The organism is Actinoalloteichus hoggarensis (assembly GCF_002234535.1).
GTDB classification, from domain to species: Bacteria; Actinomycetota; Actinomycetes; order Mycobacteriales; family Pseudonocardiaceae; genus Actinoalloteichus_A; species Actinoalloteichus_A hoggarensis.
In genome coordinates this window covers 5,542,636-5,557,973 of the sequence record NZ_CP022521.1, presented here as the reverse complement: position 1 = coordinate 5,557,973, position 15,338 = coordinate 5,542,636, and the positions used below count along the sequence as shown (strand labels likewise).

At 71.6% G+C, this 15,338-nt stretch carries 15 protein-coding genes; 11 read left to right on the top strand and 4 right to left on the bottom strand.

From position 1 onward, the window contains the following. Positions 1 to 81: 81 nt before the first annotated feature. The 3 genes from AHOG_RS23675 to AHOG_RS23665 all read right to left on the bottom strand — a co-directional run bounded on the left by AHOG_RS23675 (position 82) and on the right by AHOG_RS23665 (position 2,524). On the bottom strand, positions 82 to 573 hold the full coding sequence (locus tag AHOG_RS23675; RefSeq protein ID WP_093943299.1) for a VanZ family protein: 492 nt from the start codon (positions 571 to 573) through the stop codon (positions 82 to 84). Between the two features lie 71 nt (positions 574 to 644). Beyond that, the gene (locus AHOG_RS23670) at positions 645 to 1,913 is read right to left on the bottom strand and encodes a GrpB family protein (RefSeq protein WP_093943298.1); all 1,269 of its coding nucleotides are present in this window, start codon (positions 1,911 to 1,913) and stop codon (positions 645 to 647) included. 200 nt (positions 1,914 to 2,113) lie between these two features. Beyond that, the gene (locus tag AHOG_RS23665; protein ID WP_245856415.1) at positions 2,114 to 2,524 is read right to left on the bottom strand and encodes a hypothetical protein; all 411 of its coding nucleotides are present in this window, start codon (positions 2,522 to 2,524) and stop codon (positions 2,114 to 2,116) included. A 160-nt stretch (positions 2,525 to 2,684) separates the two neighbouring features. Between AHOG_RS23665 and AHOG_RS23660 the strand changes: the two genes are divergently transcribed. Continuing rightward, a complete protein-coding gene (locus AHOG_RS23660; protein ID WP_245856414.1) occupies positions 2,685 to 3,353 on the top strand; it encodes a TetR/AcrR family transcriptional regulator in 669 nt (222 codons plus the stop codon). Positions 3,354 to 4,090: 737 nt separating this feature from the next. Then, complete coding sequence (locus AHOG_RS23655) at positions 4,091 to 7,468, top strand: pyruvate carboxylase (protein WP_093943297.1); 3,378 nt, start codon at positions 4,091 to 4,093, stop codon at positions 7,466 to 7,468. 398 nt (positions 7,469 to 7,866) lie between these two features. Here AHOG_RS23655 and AHOG_RS23650 read toward each other — a convergent pair whose 3' ends face one another. Then, positions 7,867 to 8,406, bottom strand: coding sequence for a MarR family winged helix-turn-helix transcriptional regulator (locus tag AHOG_RS23650; protein WP_093943296.1), 540 nt, complete (start codon positions 8,404 to 8,406; stop codon positions 7,867 to 7,869). 49 nt (positions 8,407 to 8,455) lie between these two features. On the opposite strand from AHOG_RS23650, the gene AHOG_RS23645 reads away from it, so the two are divergent. From AHOG_RS23645 to mutM, 9 genes are all read left to right on the top strand, one after another. Further along, entirely contained in the window at positions 8,456 to 9,187 is a 732-nt protein-coding gene (locus AHOG_RS23645) for an SDR family NAD(P)-dependent oxidoreductase (protein ID WP_093944749.1), read from the top strand. A gap of 76 nt (positions 9,188 to 9,263) precedes the next feature. Beyond that, positions 9,264 to 9,878 carry a 16S rRNA (guanine(966)-N(2))-methyltransferase RsmD gene (rsmD, locus tag AHOG_RS23640; protein ID WP_093944748.1) on the top strand — a complete coding sequence of 205 codons (615 nt, stop codon included), beginning with the start codon at positions 9,264 to 9,266 and terminating at the stop codon, positions 9,876 to 9,878. 373 nt (positions 9,879 to 10,251) lie between these two features. Next, positions 10,252 to 10,734 carry a pantetheine-phosphate adenylyltransferase gene (gene coaD, locus AHOG_RS23635; RefSeq protein WP_093943295.1) on the top strand — a complete coding sequence of 161 codons (483 nt, stop codon included), beginning with the start codon at positions 10,252 to 10,254 and terminating at the stop codon, positions 10,732 to 10,734. A 108-nt stretch (positions 10,735 to 10,842) separates the two neighbouring features. After that, positions 10,843 to 11,274 (top strand): guanyl-specific ribonuclease, encoded by a 432-nt coding sequence (locus tag AHOG_RS23630; protein ID WP_093943294.1) that lies wholly within the window; start codon positions 10,843 to 10,845, stop codon positions 11,272 to 11,274. 118 nt (positions 11,275 to 11,392) lie between these two features. After that, on the top strand, positions 11,393 to 12,124 hold the full coding sequence (locus AHOG_RS23625) for an SPFH domain-containing protein (protein ID WP_093944747.1): 732 nt from the start codon (positions 11,393 to 11,395) through the stop codon (positions 12,122 to 12,124). A gap of 286 nt (positions 12,125 to 12,410) precedes the next feature. Further along, positions 12,411 to 13,016 carry a YceD family protein gene (locus AHOG_RS23620; protein ID WP_093943293.1) on the top strand — a complete coding sequence of 202 codons (606 nt, stop codon included), beginning with the start codon at positions 12,411 to 12,413 and terminating at the stop codon, positions 13,014 to 13,016. A gap of 2 nt (positions 13,017 to 13,018) precedes the next feature. Continuing rightward, a complete protein-coding gene (rpmF, locus tag AHOG_RS23615) occupies positions 13,019 to 13,201 on the top strand; it encodes a 50S ribosomal protein L32 (protein ID WP_093943292.1) in 183 nt (60 codons plus the stop codon). 19 nt (positions 13,202 to 13,220) lie between these two features. Beyond that, positions 13,221 to 14,027 carry a ribonuclease III gene (gene rnc / locus AHOG_RS23610; RefSeq protein ID WP_093943291.1) on the top strand — a complete coding sequence of 269 codons (807 nt, stop codon included), beginning with the start codon at positions 13,221 to 13,223 and terminating at the stop codon, positions 14,025 to 14,027. A gap of 121 nt (positions 14,028 to 14,148) precedes the next feature. Beyond that, positions 14,149 to 15,093 (top strand): bifunctional DNA-formamidopyrimidine glycosylase/DNA-(apurinic or apyrimidinic site) lyase, encoded by a 945-nt coding sequence (gene mutM / locus AHOG_RS23605; protein ID WP_093943290.1) that lies wholly within the window; start codon positions 14,149 to 14,151, stop codon positions 15,091 to 15,093. Positions 15,094 to 15,338: the final 245 nt, after the last annotated feature.

Below are 15,338 nucleotides of genomic sequence, written 5' to 3'. Positions count from 1 at the left end.
CGACGGCCTCGGCGGCGGAGGCCGCTCTCGGCGAGGCACGGGTGCTCCGGAGTCTCCATCCTCGCCCTGCCCCGGCGACTCCTAGCGCCGGATGCGTGCCTGGAACGAACGAGCCAGCCACAGCGCGGCGACGGCCAGGACGGCCCCGAGCAGGGCGCCGAGGGTGTTGGCGAGCCAGTCGTTCGTCGAGCAGCTGCGGCCGAAGACCGTGGCGAAGGCCTGGACCAGTTCGATCAGCACGGAGGCTCCGCTGGCGACGGCGACCATCAGGATCGGTCGACGAGTCAGCACACCGGCGAGCAGGACCACGGGGACGAACAGGATGACGTTCGCCATCAGCTCTACCGCGCCGAGCCGGGGGAGGTCCCACTCGACGGAGCAGCCGATCTCCAGTTCGCGGCTCGCCGGAGCGAAGGTGAGCACCAGCACCGCCGCGATCGACAGTCCCAGCAGCACGCGCGTGGCGCGCGGCCTGTCCGCGAGCCACGCGCCCGCGAGCGGGCCCACGACGATCAGCAGCATCAGGGCCGTCGTCGTCAACCACGGATACGTGACGAGGAAAGTGCTGATCACGGCGCGACCCTATCCAGCGCGACACCCGACCGACGCCGCCCACGCCGAGTCCGGCCGGGGCCGTCGCCACCTCAGCCCGGATTGACCGACCGCAGGTAGAGGAACCGCGGTCCGCCGGTGAGCAGCCGCCAGGCGCCGGGATCGGCGGACTCGCACTCGGGCAGCGGCGCGGGCTCGTCGAGCCGGTCCACCACGAACCCGGCCTCGCGCAGCGCGCCGAAGATCGCGCTCAACGGTCTGCGGTAGAACCGCACCCTCTGCCGCTGCCCGGCCAACGTCCACTCGTCCGTGAGCAGCTCGGTCTCGAAGTACCGGGTGCCCTCGAACCAGTGCCAATCCTCCGGATGGTGCACGGAGGCGACGACCGCGCCGCCCGGCCGAAGCACGCGACGGAACTCGGCCAGGGCGGGGCCCCAGTCCCGCAGGTAGTGCAGGACCAGGGAGGCCGTCACCAGGTCCACCGAGTCCGCCGCCAGGAAGTCCAGCGGACGGGCCACATCGGCGCGGCGGAAGTCGACCCGATCGCCGAAGGCCTCCTTGGCGAGATCCACCATGCCCTGGCTGCGGTCGATGCCGGTGACCCGGGCCCCCCGATCGGCGAGTTCACCCGCCAGCAGGCCCGCGGCACTGCCGACGTCGAGCACCCGCAGTCCCGCGACCTCACCCGCCAGCGCGAGGATCGCGGGCCGGTCGTAGTAGACGTTGAACGGATTGACGGCCGAGTGCTCCGCATAGGCGCGGCTGAACTCGTCATAGGGGGCCGCGGCGGCCTCCCGCGCCCGCCGGACGATCTCCTCGACGACCTCGGTCTTGGCGTCGGCGTAGTTCTGGATGTACTTCCATGTCCGGCCCGCCAGTTCGCGTTTGACGGCGGCGTAGCGGTCCCGCTCCTCGTCATGGTCGCGCAGGCGGTCGCGGAAGAGCCGGTACCGTTCGATCTCGGCGGAGCCGGGCGAGTAGACGTGCAGGTTGACGTCGGTGTCCGGCCCCTTGAACGCGCGATGCTCGTCGCGGTCGGGCTCCCGGATGACCAGGCGGTAGCCGGCGTCCGTCAACGCCGGGACGTAGGCGGGCTCGTCGGCGGAGTCGGGGACGACCAGCAGGACGTCGATGATCGGCTTGGCACAGAGGCCGGGGACCGAGGTCGATCCGATGTGGTCCAGCGCGACGACCCGCTCGCCGAGCAGCAGCCGGATCCGCTCGGCCTCCCGTTCGTAGAGCCGGGGCCACTCCGGGTCGTAGTCGGCGAGGGTGACCGTGGCGTTCAGCGTCGGCGGCTCGTCGACCCAGGCTGAGCGGACGTCCTCGTCGGAGTAGGGGAGACGGTCACGTTCCGACACGATGCTGGTTTCCTTCCGCCGGGCAGTCGGACAACCTAACACCGGCGGGTCACCGCTCCGACGTGCGGCGAGCGGGACACGGGCCGCACGGCCGATGGACGATTCGGGCTCCGGCGGCGGGGAACCGCACCGGGCGGCTCGCTCGGGGACGGCGGCGAGCGGGGGATGTCGAGGCGTGATGCCCGCTCGCCCGTCCCGTGTCAGCGCTCGGTGTCGGCGGTCTCGTCCTCGGCCCTCGGACTCCCGACGGGGTCGAGGCGTGCCGTGAGGGAGACTCGGCCGCGCGCGTCCCGGCGCGCCACGGCATGTCCGCTGCGGTCCATGCCGTCCAGCCGCAGCGACATCGGCCACCCCTCGCCGAGGAAGTTGCGCCACCATGTCTTGGCCTCGGGAAGCATGACCCTGATCGTGACGACGTCCCCGGCACGCCGGTAGCCGATCGGCGTGCTGATGGTGCGGCCGGACCGCCGCCCCACATAGGTGATCTCGGTGAGATGTCTGCCCACCCGCTCGCCCCAGCGGGGGGAGGCGCGCAGGGCGTTCACCCCGGCGTTGATGCGCGTGACGAGTCGGTGCGGGAGCGGACCTCGGTAGGGCAACGCGACCTCCATCGCTGACTGCGGTGCGGCGGCGGTCCGTCGACGGCGCCTGATCGGCGACGCGCGACGTCGTACGCCGTGATCGCCGCTAAGCGGACTAGCATCTCCACTTCTCTGCCGACGCTAACAGCGTGGCGGAGGCGATCCCGATCTCGACGGCGAAGTGAGAAAGATGAGCGAGCAGTCGTCTCGGATGCCGGCCGCGTCCGGCGCCGACGCCCCGGTCACGCTGCGCGGGGACGCCCGCCGCAACCGTGAGCGCATCCTGGACGCGGCCGGTGAGCTCTTCGCCGCTCGGGGGCTCGACGTGCCGACGGCCGCGATCGCCCGGCGGGCAGGCGTGGGAGTGGCGACCCTCTACCGCCGTTTCCCGACCAAGGAGTCGTTGGTGGTCGCGGTGTTCGCCGGCCAGTTCGCGGCGTGCGTCGCGGTGGTCGACACGGCATTGGACGATCCGGACCCGTGGCGCGGCTTCCGCACGGTCATCGAGTACGTCTGTCTGACGCAGGCCCGCGATCGAGGCTTCGGCGCCGCCTTGGCGGCGGCGCTGCGCGACACGATCGACGTGGAACGGGAACGCGGGGAGGCGATCCGAGGGTTCGCCGAGCTGACACGGCGAGCACAGGCGAGCGGACGGCTGCGGGCCGACTTCACGCCCGCGGACCTGACGCTGGTGCTCATGGCCAACGGCGGCATCGTCGCGGACTCCGCCGAGATCCGGGAGGCCGCGTCCCGCAGGTTGGTCGCCTACCTGATCGAGGGGTTTCGCGCCGACCGAGGCGAGCCCGCCGCGCCCCTGCCGCCCGCCGCTCCGCTGCGTCTGCGGGACGTCGTCCGCTGAGATCGAGAGGGTGTCGCCTCGGCCCGCCGCGTCCCCGGCGCGAGATCGAAGCTCAGCTGAATCGGACGTGCCGGGGGTTCCTGGCGGGCCGGGTGCTTCGGGACCGGAGGCGTCGGCCGACACGCCGGGTCGGTCCCAAGCGATCTGCGGGCGTGTCGGTCACAAGCCGATAACCTGAGCCCGTTCGAACAGACGACACCCCTGGCAGGCCAGGGTGGCACCGACTCTGCGGAGCCGGTGAGGATCGCAACGACTTCGAGGACGAGGAGATCGAGGAGATCGCGGCTCGTGGCACCGACTCTGCGGAGCCGGTGAGGATCGCAACGGTGTCGCCGCGAAGTCAGCCGCCCGCGACAGCAAGAGTGGCACCGGCTCTGCGGAGCCGGTGAGGATCGCAATCGTCCGGGACGACGCAACAGCCCTCGTGGCCTGCCGGGGTGGCACCGGCTCTGCGGAGCCGGTGAGGATCGCGACGGCGGCCGAACCCCGCGGAGATCTCCGGCAGGCCGGAGGCGGCGGATGCCGCCGAGCGGGCATTCCCCGACGGGGTGACGGCGAAGGCCGCGCAGTATCCACCGATTCGAGATGCCGATCACATCGTCGGGAGCAGAAGACCGTGCCTTCTTCTCCTGAGAGAAAAGTGGTGCGTTCGACCGTTGGGAGAGTCCTCCCAGCGGGCGGGAGGAAGCCGGTACGGTCGCCGGCAGCGAGAATTCGCTGATCGGAAGGGAGCCCGTATGTTCCGGAAGGTCCTGGTCGCCAATCGAGGCGAGATCGCGATTCGGGCGTTTCGCGCCGCTTACGAGCTCGGGGCGGGAACAGTCGCCGTCTTTCCGCATGAGGACCGGAACTCGGTGCATCGGCTCAAGGCCGACGAGGCCTACGAGATCGGCGAGCCCGGGCATCCCGTTCGCGCCTACCTGTCGGTGGCCGAGATCGTCGCCGCCGCCCGCCGCGCGGGCGCCGACGCCGTCTACCCCGGTTACGGCTTCCTCTCCGAGAACCCCGGACTCGCCAAGGCCTGCGCCGAGGCGGGCATCACCTTCGTCGGCCCCTCGCACGAGATCCTGGAACTCGCGGGCAACAAGGCGCGCGCGGTGGACGCGGCCAGGGCCGCCGGACTGCCCGTGCTCGCCTCCGTCCCGCCGACCGCCGACATCGACGAACTCGTCGCCGCCGCCCAGGACATGACGTTCCCGGTGTTCGTGAAGGCCGTCGCGGGCGGCGGCGGTCGGGGGATGCGTCGCGTGGAGAACGCGGCCGACCTGCGCGAGGCGGCCGAGGCGGCGATGCGTGAGGCCGAGTCCGCCTTCGGCGACGCGACCGTGTTCCTGGAACAGGCCGTCGTCAATCCCCGGCACATCGAGGTGCAGATCCTCGCCGACGGCGTGGGCCACGCCATCCACCTCTTCGAACGCGACTGTTCGGTGCAGCGGCGACACCAGAAGGTCATCGAGATCGCCCCCGCTCCCAACCTCGATCCCGAGCTGCGCGAGCGGATCTGCGCCGACGCCGTCGCCTTCGCGCGCCAGATCGGCTATGTCAACGCGGGCACCGTGGAGTTCCTCGTCGACGAGCGCGGCAACCACGTGTTCATCGAGATGAATCCGCGCATCCAGGTGGAGCACACGGTCACCGAGGAGGTCACCGACGTCGACCTCGTGCAGTCTCAGCTGCGCATCGCCGCCGGTGAGACGCTCGCCGACCTGGGGTTGGCGCAGGAGCGCATCACCCTGCGGGGGGCGGCCCTGCAGTGCCGGATCACCACCGAGGACCCCGGCAACGGCTTCCGCCCGGACACCGGCACCATCAGTGCCTACCGCTCGCCCGGCGGTGCGGGCATCCGGCTCGACGGCGGGACCACCTTCGCGGGCACCGGGATCAGCGCGCACTTCGACTCGATGCTGGTGAAGCTGTCCTGCCGGGGCCGGGACTTCGCCACCGCCACCGCGCGGGCCCGGCGGGCGCTGGCCGAGTTCCGCATCCGAGGCGTCGCCACGAACATCCCCTTCCTCCAGGCGGTGCTGGACGACCCGGACTTCCAGGCGGGCCGGGTGACCACGTCGTTCATCGAGCAGCGCCCGAGGCTGCTCACCGCGCGGCAGTCCGCCGACCGGGGCACCCGGCTGCTCACCTACCTGGCCGACGTCACGGTGAACCGCCCGCACGGCGACCGCCCGAGCACGCTCGACCCGATGTACAAGCTGCCCGAACTCGATCTGGAGGCCGTGCCGCCCGCAGGCTCCCGGCAGCGACTGCTGGAGCTGGGTCCCGCCGGCTTTGCGTCCTGGCTGCGTGCCTCCGAGGCGGTGGGGGTCACCGACACGACCTTCCGCGACGCCCACCAGTCGTTGCTGGCCACCCGGGTACGCACCAAGGACCTGCTGGCCGTCGCGCCGCACGTGGCGCGGCTGACCCCCGAGCTGCTGTCGTTGGAATGCTGGGGCGGCGCCACCTACGACGTCGCGCTGCGGTTCCTCGCCGAGGACCCGTGGGAGCGGCTCGCGGCGCTGCGCGAGGCGGTGCCCAACATCTGTCTTCAGATGCTGCTGCGCGGGCGCAACACCGTCGGGTACACGCCGTACCCGGAGGAGGTGACCAGCGCCTTCGTCGCCGAGGCGACCAGGACCGGCATCGACGTCTTCCGCATCTTCGACGCCCTCAACGACGTCGAGCAGATGCGACCCGCGATCGAGGCCGTCCGCGAGACCGGTCAGGCCGTCGCCGAGGTCGCCCTCTGCTACACCGCCGACCTCTCCGACCCCGGCGAGAAGCTCTACACCCTGGACTACTACCTGCGGCTCGCCGAGCAGATCGTGGCGGCGGGCGCGCACGTCATCGGCGTCAAGGACATGGCCGGTCTGCTCCGGCCGCCCGCCGCGGCGACGCTGATCAGCGCGTTGCGCCGCGAATTCGACCTGCCCGTCCACCTGCACACCCATGACACGCCGGGCGGGCAGCTCGCCACCTATCTGGCCGCCGTGCAGGCGGGCGTCGACGCGGTCGACGGGGCCTCGGCGTCGATGGCGGGCACCACCTCGCAGCCGCCGCTGTCCGCGGTGGTGGCCGCCACCGACCACACGCCTCGGGCCACCGGTCTCCGGCTGTCGTCGGTCTGCGACCTGGAGCCCTACTGGGAGGCGGTGCGTCGGATCTACCGGCCGTTCGAGTCGGCGCTGCCGTCGCCGACCGGCCGGGTGTACCGCCACGAGATCCCCGGCGGTCAGCTCTCCAACCTGCGTCAGCAGGCCATCGCCCTCGGGCTGGGAGATCGGTTCGAGGAGATCGAGTCCACCTATGCCGCGGCCGACGGCATCCTGGGCAGGCTGGTGAAGGTCACGCCGTCGTCCAAGGTGGTCGGCGACCTGGCCCTCCACCTGGTGGGCGCGGGCGCGGACCCCGCGGAGTTCGAGTCGGACCCGGGGCGCTTCGACATCCCGGACTCCGTGATCGGCTTCCTGCACGGCGAGCTGGGCGACCCGCCCGGCGGCTGGCCCGAGCCGTTTCGCGCGAAGGCGTTGGCGGGCCGTTCCGGCGCACGCCAGGTCGTGCCGCTCACCGAGGAGGATCGTCGGGGGCTCGCCGAGGACCGTCGCGCGACGTTGAACCGGCTGCTCTTCCCCGGCCCGGCCAAGGAGTACACCGCGCACCACGAGGAGTACGGCGACACGAGCCTGCTGCGCAGCAAGGACTTCTTCTACGGGCTGCGGCCCGGCGAGGAGTACTCGGTCGACCTGGAGCGGGGTGTGCGGCTGTACATCACGGTGGAGGCCATCGGCGAGGCGGACGAGCGCGGGATGCGCACCGTGATGGCCACGTTGAACGGCCAGCTCCGGCCCATTCAGGTGCGGGACCGCTCGATCGCGTCGGCCGTGCCCGCGGCGGAGAAGGCCGATCGCGGCAACCCCGGCCACATCGCGGCGCCCTTCGCCGGTGTGGTGACGGTGTCGGTGGCCGAGGGCGACACGGTGGAGCCGGGGCAGACCGTCGCCACCATCGAGGCGATGAAGATGGAGGCGGGCATCACGGCGCCGAAGGGCGGCACCGTCCGGCGGCTCGCGATCGGCTCCGTCGCGCAGGTGGAGGGCGGTGACCTGCTGATCGAGCTGAACTGACGTTCGAGCCGGGTCGGGGCCGCTCGGCCTTCGACCCGGCGTCGGCGGGCGTCCGCGAGACGGTGTCGCGGGGTGTGCCTCGTCGCAACGACGAGGCCAGGCGGCCACGAGGGCCGGCGGCGCCCGTGTCGTCCGGGACTCCAGTGGCAGGTGATGCCGGTCCCGGCCAGGCCCGGACCAACAGGCCACCGGCGTGGTGCGGCGGGCTCGTGGTGGGCAGGCGCCGCCGGGGAACACCCGGGCGCGGCGATCGTCCGCGGTCGGCGTGCCCGCGGCCGGGTGCCCTCGGGGTGCTGATCCGACGATCCGAGGAACGCAGCGGATCACACCGGTGAGCAGGGCGAGGAGGGGCTCGGCCGCGCCGGCCTGCGCGGCGTGTGTCTCGTTCGTACCCGAGATCAGTTCGCGTCGCGTTCGACGGCGTCCTCGTCGGTGACGCCGAGCTTGTCGTGGAGCCCGGCGAGCAGTACGCGGAGCAGTTCGGTGAGCTGGTCACGCTGGGCCGGATCGAGGTGGTCGATCAGCGACTCCTCGTGCCGGAGCAGGTCGTCGACGCTGCGTTCGACCTCCGCGTGCCCCTCTTCGGTCAGCTCGACGCCGATCGTGCGTCTGCCGGACTCGGTCCGGTGCACCAGGACGAGACCCTCCGCCTCGGCCCTGGCCACCCGCTGGGTGATGGCGCCCGCGCTGATCAGGCTGCGGCGGGCGAGATCGCGGGGTGGCAGCCGGTAGGGCGGGCCGGCTCGCCGCAGGGTGCTGAGCAGATCGAGCGTCGCGCGATCGATGTCGAGCGCGGTGAGGACGCGACGTCGTTCGTCGCCGAGCAGCTTGCCCAGCCGCCAGAGCCGCGTGATCACGCCGATGGAGGCCACGGGTGTGCCCGGCCGTTCCCTTGCCCAGGCGAGCTGTATGCGATCCGTCGAATCGGAGCCGGTCATGGTGTTAGCCTATCGGGGAGATGTTTAGGCCTAAACAAGGGAGATGCTCATGCGGCGCACCGCCGTCGTGACGGGTGGAGGAACCGGTATCGGGCGGGCCGCGGCCCGGGAGCTGACGGACGCCGGATTCGAGGTGGTCGTCATCGGCAGGCGGCCGGAGCCGCTGGCGGCCGTCGTCGCCGAACTCGGGCCGACGGTCACGCCGCTGTCCCTGGACGTCGCGGACCCCGCCGCCCTGGCCGAGTCCGCGCCGAGGCTGCCCGCCTGCGTGGACGTGCTGGTGAACAACGCGGGCGGCAACACCGACATCGGGCAGCCCGCCCCCGCCGAGGGCGACCTCGTCGCCCTGCGCGACTCCTGGCAGGCCAATCTGAACGCCAACCTGCTCAGCGCGGTGCTGGTCACCGAACTCCTGCGGCCCCGGCTCGCCGAGAACGGTCGGGTGATCAACCTCGGCTCCATCGCGTCGCGCTACGGCGCGGCGGGCTACGGCGCCGCCAAGGCCGCCGTGGAGACCTGGACCAAGGAACTGGCCTTCGGTCTCGGCGGGCGCGGGATCACCGCGAACGTCGTCGCGCCGGGATACACCGAGGACACCGAGTTCTTCCGGGGTCGGATGACCGACGCACGTCGCACCACGCTCCTCGAGAAGACCGCCACCAAGCGGGTGGGCCTCGCCGCCGACATCGCGGCCGTGATCGGCTTCCTGGCCTCGCCGCGCTCCGGACACGTCACCGGACAGGTGCTGCACGTCAACGGCGGCGCCTACCTCGGCGGCTGAGGCTCCGACGGCCGCCCGCCCGCGGTGCGGGCGGCCTGCGCGCCGCCGGCGGTCGAGGATGGGCGAGGATGGCCCGGTGACGCGGATCGTGGCGGGCAGCATGGGCGGCAGGCGGATCACGGTGCCTCCGCGCGGTACGCGGCCGACCTCGGAACGGGTGCGGGAGGCGTTGTTCAACGCGGTCGAGTCGCTGGTGGACCTCCGAGGCCGCCGGGTCCTCGACCTGTACGCGGGCTCCGGGGCGCTGGGACTGGAGGCGTTGTCGCGGGGCGCGGCGGAGGCGGTGTTCGTCGAATCCGACCGGCGCGCGACGCTCGTCCTGCGGCGCAACATCGACACCCTGCGCCCGCAGGGGGCCGTGGTCCGGCCAGGCACGGTGGCATCGGTGCTCGACAGCCCCGCCGACCGACCCTTCGATCTCGTGCTGGCCGATCCGCCGTACGACGTGCCGACCGACGGGCTCGACGCGGTGCTCGCCCTCCTCGCGCACCACGGCTGGACAAGCCCCGGCAGCCTCGTCGTGGTGGAGCGGGCGGTTCGCGATCGGCCCCCGCGCTGGCCCGCTCCGCTCCGCGCCCTGCGAGAGAAGCGCTACGGCGACACGATCCTGTACTGGGGCGACCACGACGAGGACGCGAACGGCGCGAAGCCTTCGGGCGAGACGCCGGGAGACGCGCACGCCGGCGGCTGAGGTGGGGCGCGGTGCGGCCGACGTGTCGTCGGGACGGGCCGTCGGGCCTGCCCGCAGTCGTCCGACGGCGCCTGCCGGGCGTCGCCCGCGCCGCCGAAGGGCGTGGAGTCCCTCGGTCAGGGTGTGGCAGGCCCGAGAAGACCGATCGCGGTAGTCGACGCGCCGCCGGTCCTGGTCCCCGTCACGGCCGCTCCGCGAGTCGGGCGCCGACCCGGCCGCCTCGGCGGCGGGCATGCCGGGAGGGCGTGGCGGTGCGCCCGGGTGCGGCGGACGACGCCGGGACGGCCCGCCGTGATCCGATCGAGGTGTTTCCGATCACGGCTCGACTCGTCCTCGCAGGTGGCCCGTGAACCCGCTGCTAGCGTCCCGCCCCATGAGACGCGCCATCTATCCAGGCTCGTACGACCCGGTCACGAACGGCCATGTCGACATCATCGAGCGCGCGGCCGGGCAGTTCGACGAGGTCGTCGTCGCCGTCATGATCAACAAGAGCAAGAAGAGCCTGTTCACCGTGGACGAGCGGTTGGACATGCTTCGGGACGTCTCGGTCGAGTGGCCGAACGTCCGCGTGGACTCCTGGCACGGGCTGCTCGTCGACTACTGCCGCACCCACGACATCCAGGCGATCGTCAAGGGCCTGCGCGCCGTCAGCGACTTCGACTACGAGTTGCAGATGGCCCAGATGAATCAGCGGCTCTCCGGAGTCGAGACCCTCTTCATGGCCGCCAATCCGGTCTACAGCTTCCTGGCCAGCTCGCTGGTCAAGGAGATAGCCACCTACGGCGGCGACGTGTCCGCCCTGGTGCCCGCCGTCGTCGAACGGCGCGTCGTCGAGCGGGCGACCGAACGCGGCTGAACCGAGACGAATCCGCCAGGGCGGATAAGAAGGCGAGACGAATCACATCGAGACACGTTCGGTGACGATGAGGTGACTCCATGTCGATGTCGGATTAACGTCGAGATCATGACGACCATCACCCGCCGCGCCGTCGCCGCGCTGCTCTTCGCGCTCCTGGCATTCCTGCCCTTCGGCGGGACGGGCCTGGCCGCGGCCCCGTCGACCGGCTCGCTGATCTCCGTCGTCCAACAGCCGGACTGTGGCGACACCACGGGATTCACCCAGGTCGACCTCGCCTCGCTGCCGCCGGAGACCGCGGAGACGGCCACGCTGATCCAGGAGGGCGGGCCCTTCCCCCATCCGCAGGACGGCACCGTCTTCGGCAACCGGGAGCGCCTGCTGCCCGACTGCGAGAACGGCTACTACCACGAGTACACGGTGGAGACGCCGGGAGTGCCGCATCGCGGCGCACGGCGCCTTGTCACCGGCGACGATGACGAGTACTTCTACACCGACGACCACTACGCGAGTTTCGTGTTGGTGGACGTGCCATCCTGATCGTGCGGACTCTGGGCGTGGGACACGCGCACGGCGACCGCATCCCTGACGGCGTCCGGCGGGCAGGGCAGACTTGACGCCGTAGCCGAACGGCGTGCTGCTGCGAGGAGTCGAAATCGTGTACCGGGTGTTCGAGTCGCTCGACGAGTTGGTGACGATCGTCGAGGACGCACGGGGAGTCCCGATGACCTCCGGATGCGTCGTCCCTCGCGGCGACGTGCTCGAACTGCTGGACGACATCCGCGATGCGCTGCCCAACGAACTCGACGACGCCCAGGACGTGCTGGACCACCGGGACGAGGTCGTCGGCAAGGCCGCGGAGCAGGCGGAGCAGACCGTCGGCCAGGCCCAGGCCGAGGCCGAGCAGCTGATGGCGCAGGCCAGAGCCGAGGCGGAGCGGATGGTCGCCGAGGCCAGGATGCACGCCGATCGGATGCTCGCCGAGGCGCACTCCGAGGCCGACCGCGCCGTGGCCACCGGCAATCACGAGTACGAGGAGTTCGTGGCCAGGGCCAGGGCCGAGGCCGAGCGGATGGTGCAGGCGGGCCGTGCCTCCTACGAGCAGTCCGTGGAGGAGGGGCGCGCCGAGCAGGCGATGCTGGTCTCCCAGACCGAGGTGGTGCAGGCCGCGCACGGCGAGTCCGCACGGATCGTGGAGGCGGCGGGCGTGGAGGCGGAACGGCTGCGCTCCGAGTGCGACGCCTACGTCGACGCCAAGCTGGCCGACTTCGAGGAACTGCTCGACCGCACGCTGCGGACGGTCGGCAAAGGCCGCCAACAGCTGCGGGCGCCCTCCAGGACCGCGTTCGACTACAGCGAGTGGGAGCAGCGTTCCAGCATGCCCGGCTGACCGCCGTGACGCCCGTGTCGCGGCCACGGGCGCGCCCCTCCCAGGCGTGCCGCTCGGGGTGAACGCCGCGGCAACAAGCCGGGGATCGGGTTCGACGCGCCGTTCGTCGAGTGCCCGGTCCGGCGTCGCGGGGCGACGACCGCGGCGCGCGACGGCCTTCGGCGACGCGATACCTCGAAGGCCTCGACCATGGCCGATCACGACGGATTTCACCCGGCGCGCTCTTCTCGCGTAGCCTGTCTCGGTTGGTCCCGTACCGCTCACACACTCCAGATCGTTGATGTCTATGCACTCCAGAACTTCGTCCGACGCGAGCCCCGCTCCGTCCGGGCCGTGGGTCCTCGACACCCGTGAGCTCGGCCGCCGTGCGGGCGCCAGCCGTCGTCATCACCGCAGCCTCGCGCCCACCACGCGCCTGGGACTGGATATCATCGCGGTCCCCGACCAGGGCGAGGTCGTCCTGGACCTTCGGCTCGACTCCGTCGTCGAGGGCGTGCTCGTGGCGGGCACCGCCACCGCGCCGTTGGAGGGCGAGTGCTCCCGGTGTCTCGACCCGATCCTCGACGAGGTCGAGGTCGAGGTGACCGAGTTGTTCGCCTACCCGGAGAGCACCACGGACGAGACGACCGACGAGGACGAGCTCCCTCGGGTGGTCGACGAGCTGATCGACCTGGAACCGGTGGTGCGTGACGCGATCCTGCTCGCGCTACCATCCTCGCCGCTGTGCTCGCCCGCCTGCGCAGGCCTCTGCGTCGACTGCGGCGGGAAGTGGGCCGAACTCGGCCCCGACCATCGCCATGAGACCATGGACCCCCGGTGGGCCGCCCTGCGACAGCGGTTCGGCGACACCAGCACTGCAGGCACCACTTTTGACAAGTCAGAGGAGAACTAGTCGTGGCCGTCCCGAAGCGCAAGATGTCGCGCTCCAACACGCGCTCCCGCCGCTCCCAGTGGAAGACCACGGCACCCACCCTGGTCGTCTGCTCGAACCGCAACTGCCGTGAGCAGAAGCTGCCCCACACGATCTGCCCGAGCTGTGGCACCTACGACGGCCGCCAGATCGCGCGACCGGCCTGATCTCGAAGCGCACGGCTTCGTGGGAGCACACGGTTCCAGGGGACGATCCCGAGATCATTCCGCACTGCTGACCGCGCTCGGCGTCGAACTCGGCGCCGAGCTGCTGGACCTTGCTCTGACGCATCGGTCCTACGCATACGAGAACGGCGGCCTGCCGCCGAACGAACGTCTGGAGTTCCTCGGGGACGCCGTCCTCGGTCTGGTGATCACCGATCACCTGTATCGACGACACCCCGACCTGCCGGAGGGACAGCTCGCGAAGCTGCGGGCCAGCGTCGTGAACATGCACGCCCTCGCGGGGGTCGCCCGTGAACTCGGCGAAGGCGGGCTCGGCGCGCACCTGCTGCTCGGCAAGGGCGAGGAGCTGACCGGCGGACGGGACAAGGCGAGCATCCTCGCCGACGGACTGGAAGCCGTGATCGGTGCCGTCTACCTCCAGCACGGCGTCGAGACGGCCCGCGAGACGGTGCACCGCATGTTCGACGGCCTGCTGGCGGAGGCCCCGCTGCGCGGCGCGGGTCTGGACTGGAAGACCAGCCTGCAGGAGCTGACCGCCGCCGCCGGTCTCGGCGTCCCGGAGTATCGGGTCGCGGAGGAAGGACCCGACCACCGCAAGGAGTTCACCGCGACGGTGGTCATCGGCGGTCAGGGCATGGGCACCGGCGTGGGTCGCACCAAGAAGGAGGCCGAGCAGCGCTCGGCCGAGACGGCGTGGCGGCTGCTGTCCGAGCAGCTCCGTGTCGCCGCCGAGGAGATCGGCGAGAGCCAGGACGCCGAGTCGACGCCGGCGGGAAACGTGGGGAACAGCGCCTCCGAGGCAGGCTGAGCGGCGGACGGACCGCCCACGGCCGACGACCTGCCGTCGCCGAACCACATCAGACAGGACGAGGCAGCCCGCGGGCCGACGATGACCGGCGCCTGCGCGCAGGCGAAGACGGAGATCAGCCGTGCCAGAACTCCCGGAGGTCGAGGTCGTCCGCCTCGGGCTGCTCGACCACGCCGTCGGCCGCACCATCGCCGACGTCGAGGTACTGCACCCGCGCGCGGTGCGCCGCCACGAGCCCGGTCCGGCCGACTTCGTCGCCCGGCTGCGCGGGGCGCGGCTGACCGCCGCCCGTCGACGCGGCAAGTACCTGTGGCTCGAGCTGGCGGGTGACGTGCGGGCGGGCTCGGAGTTCGTCGGCGCGGTGGTGGCGGCCGAACGGTCGAGCGCGGTCGCGTCGTCGGCGGTGGAGGACGCCGCACTGCTCGTGCACCTGGGGATGAGCGGGCAACTGCTGGTCAAGGACGTCGCCGCGCCCGACGAGAAGCACCTGCGGGTCCGCTTCCGTTTCGTGGGCGGCGGTGAACTGCGCTTCGTGGATCAGCGCACCTTCGGCGGACTGGCGCTGGCCGATCTGCTGGACGTCGACGGGACGACGCTTCCGCTGCCCGTCGCCCACATCGGCCGGGACCCGCTGGACCCGAGCTTCGACGCGCCGGCGGTGATCGCGGCGATGCGCAGACGGCGCACCGGGGTCAAGCGTGCCCTGCTGGACCAGTCGCTGGTGTCCGGCGTCGGCAACATCTACGCCGACGAGGCGCTCTGGCGGACGCGCCTGCACTGGGCGTCCCCCACGGCGAGCCTGCCCGAGGCGAAGGCCGCCGAACTGCTGGCCGCCGCCGCCGACGTCATGCGCGAGGCACTGGGCGAGGGCGGCACGTCCTTCGACGCGCTCTACGTCAACGTCAACGGCCAGTCCGGCTACTTCGATCGTTCCCTCGCGGTGTACGGCCAGGAAGGCCTGCCCTGTCCACGCTGCGCGAGCCCGATACGCCGTGATCCGTTCATGAACCGATCGGCCTTCTCCTGCCCCGGCTGCCAGCCCGAGCCCGCCGACGCGCATCACTGAGCCGGGAGAGTCTGGCGGTTCTCGTCCGATCGGCTGTTCCCGCTGGTCGGGCTCGGGACGTCAGCGATCGATGCTCGTGACCGCGGTTCGCCGCCGCCGAGGTCTGCGGTAGTCCCCACGGCCGGCCTGCCCGTGTGATCGTCGGAGTCGTCGGCCTGCTCGGTGCACCCCTGCCGGCAGCCAGGTCCTTCCGCTGTCGAACACGCCAGATCACCAGGCCGTCGACCGCGTGCGGCGGGAGGGCG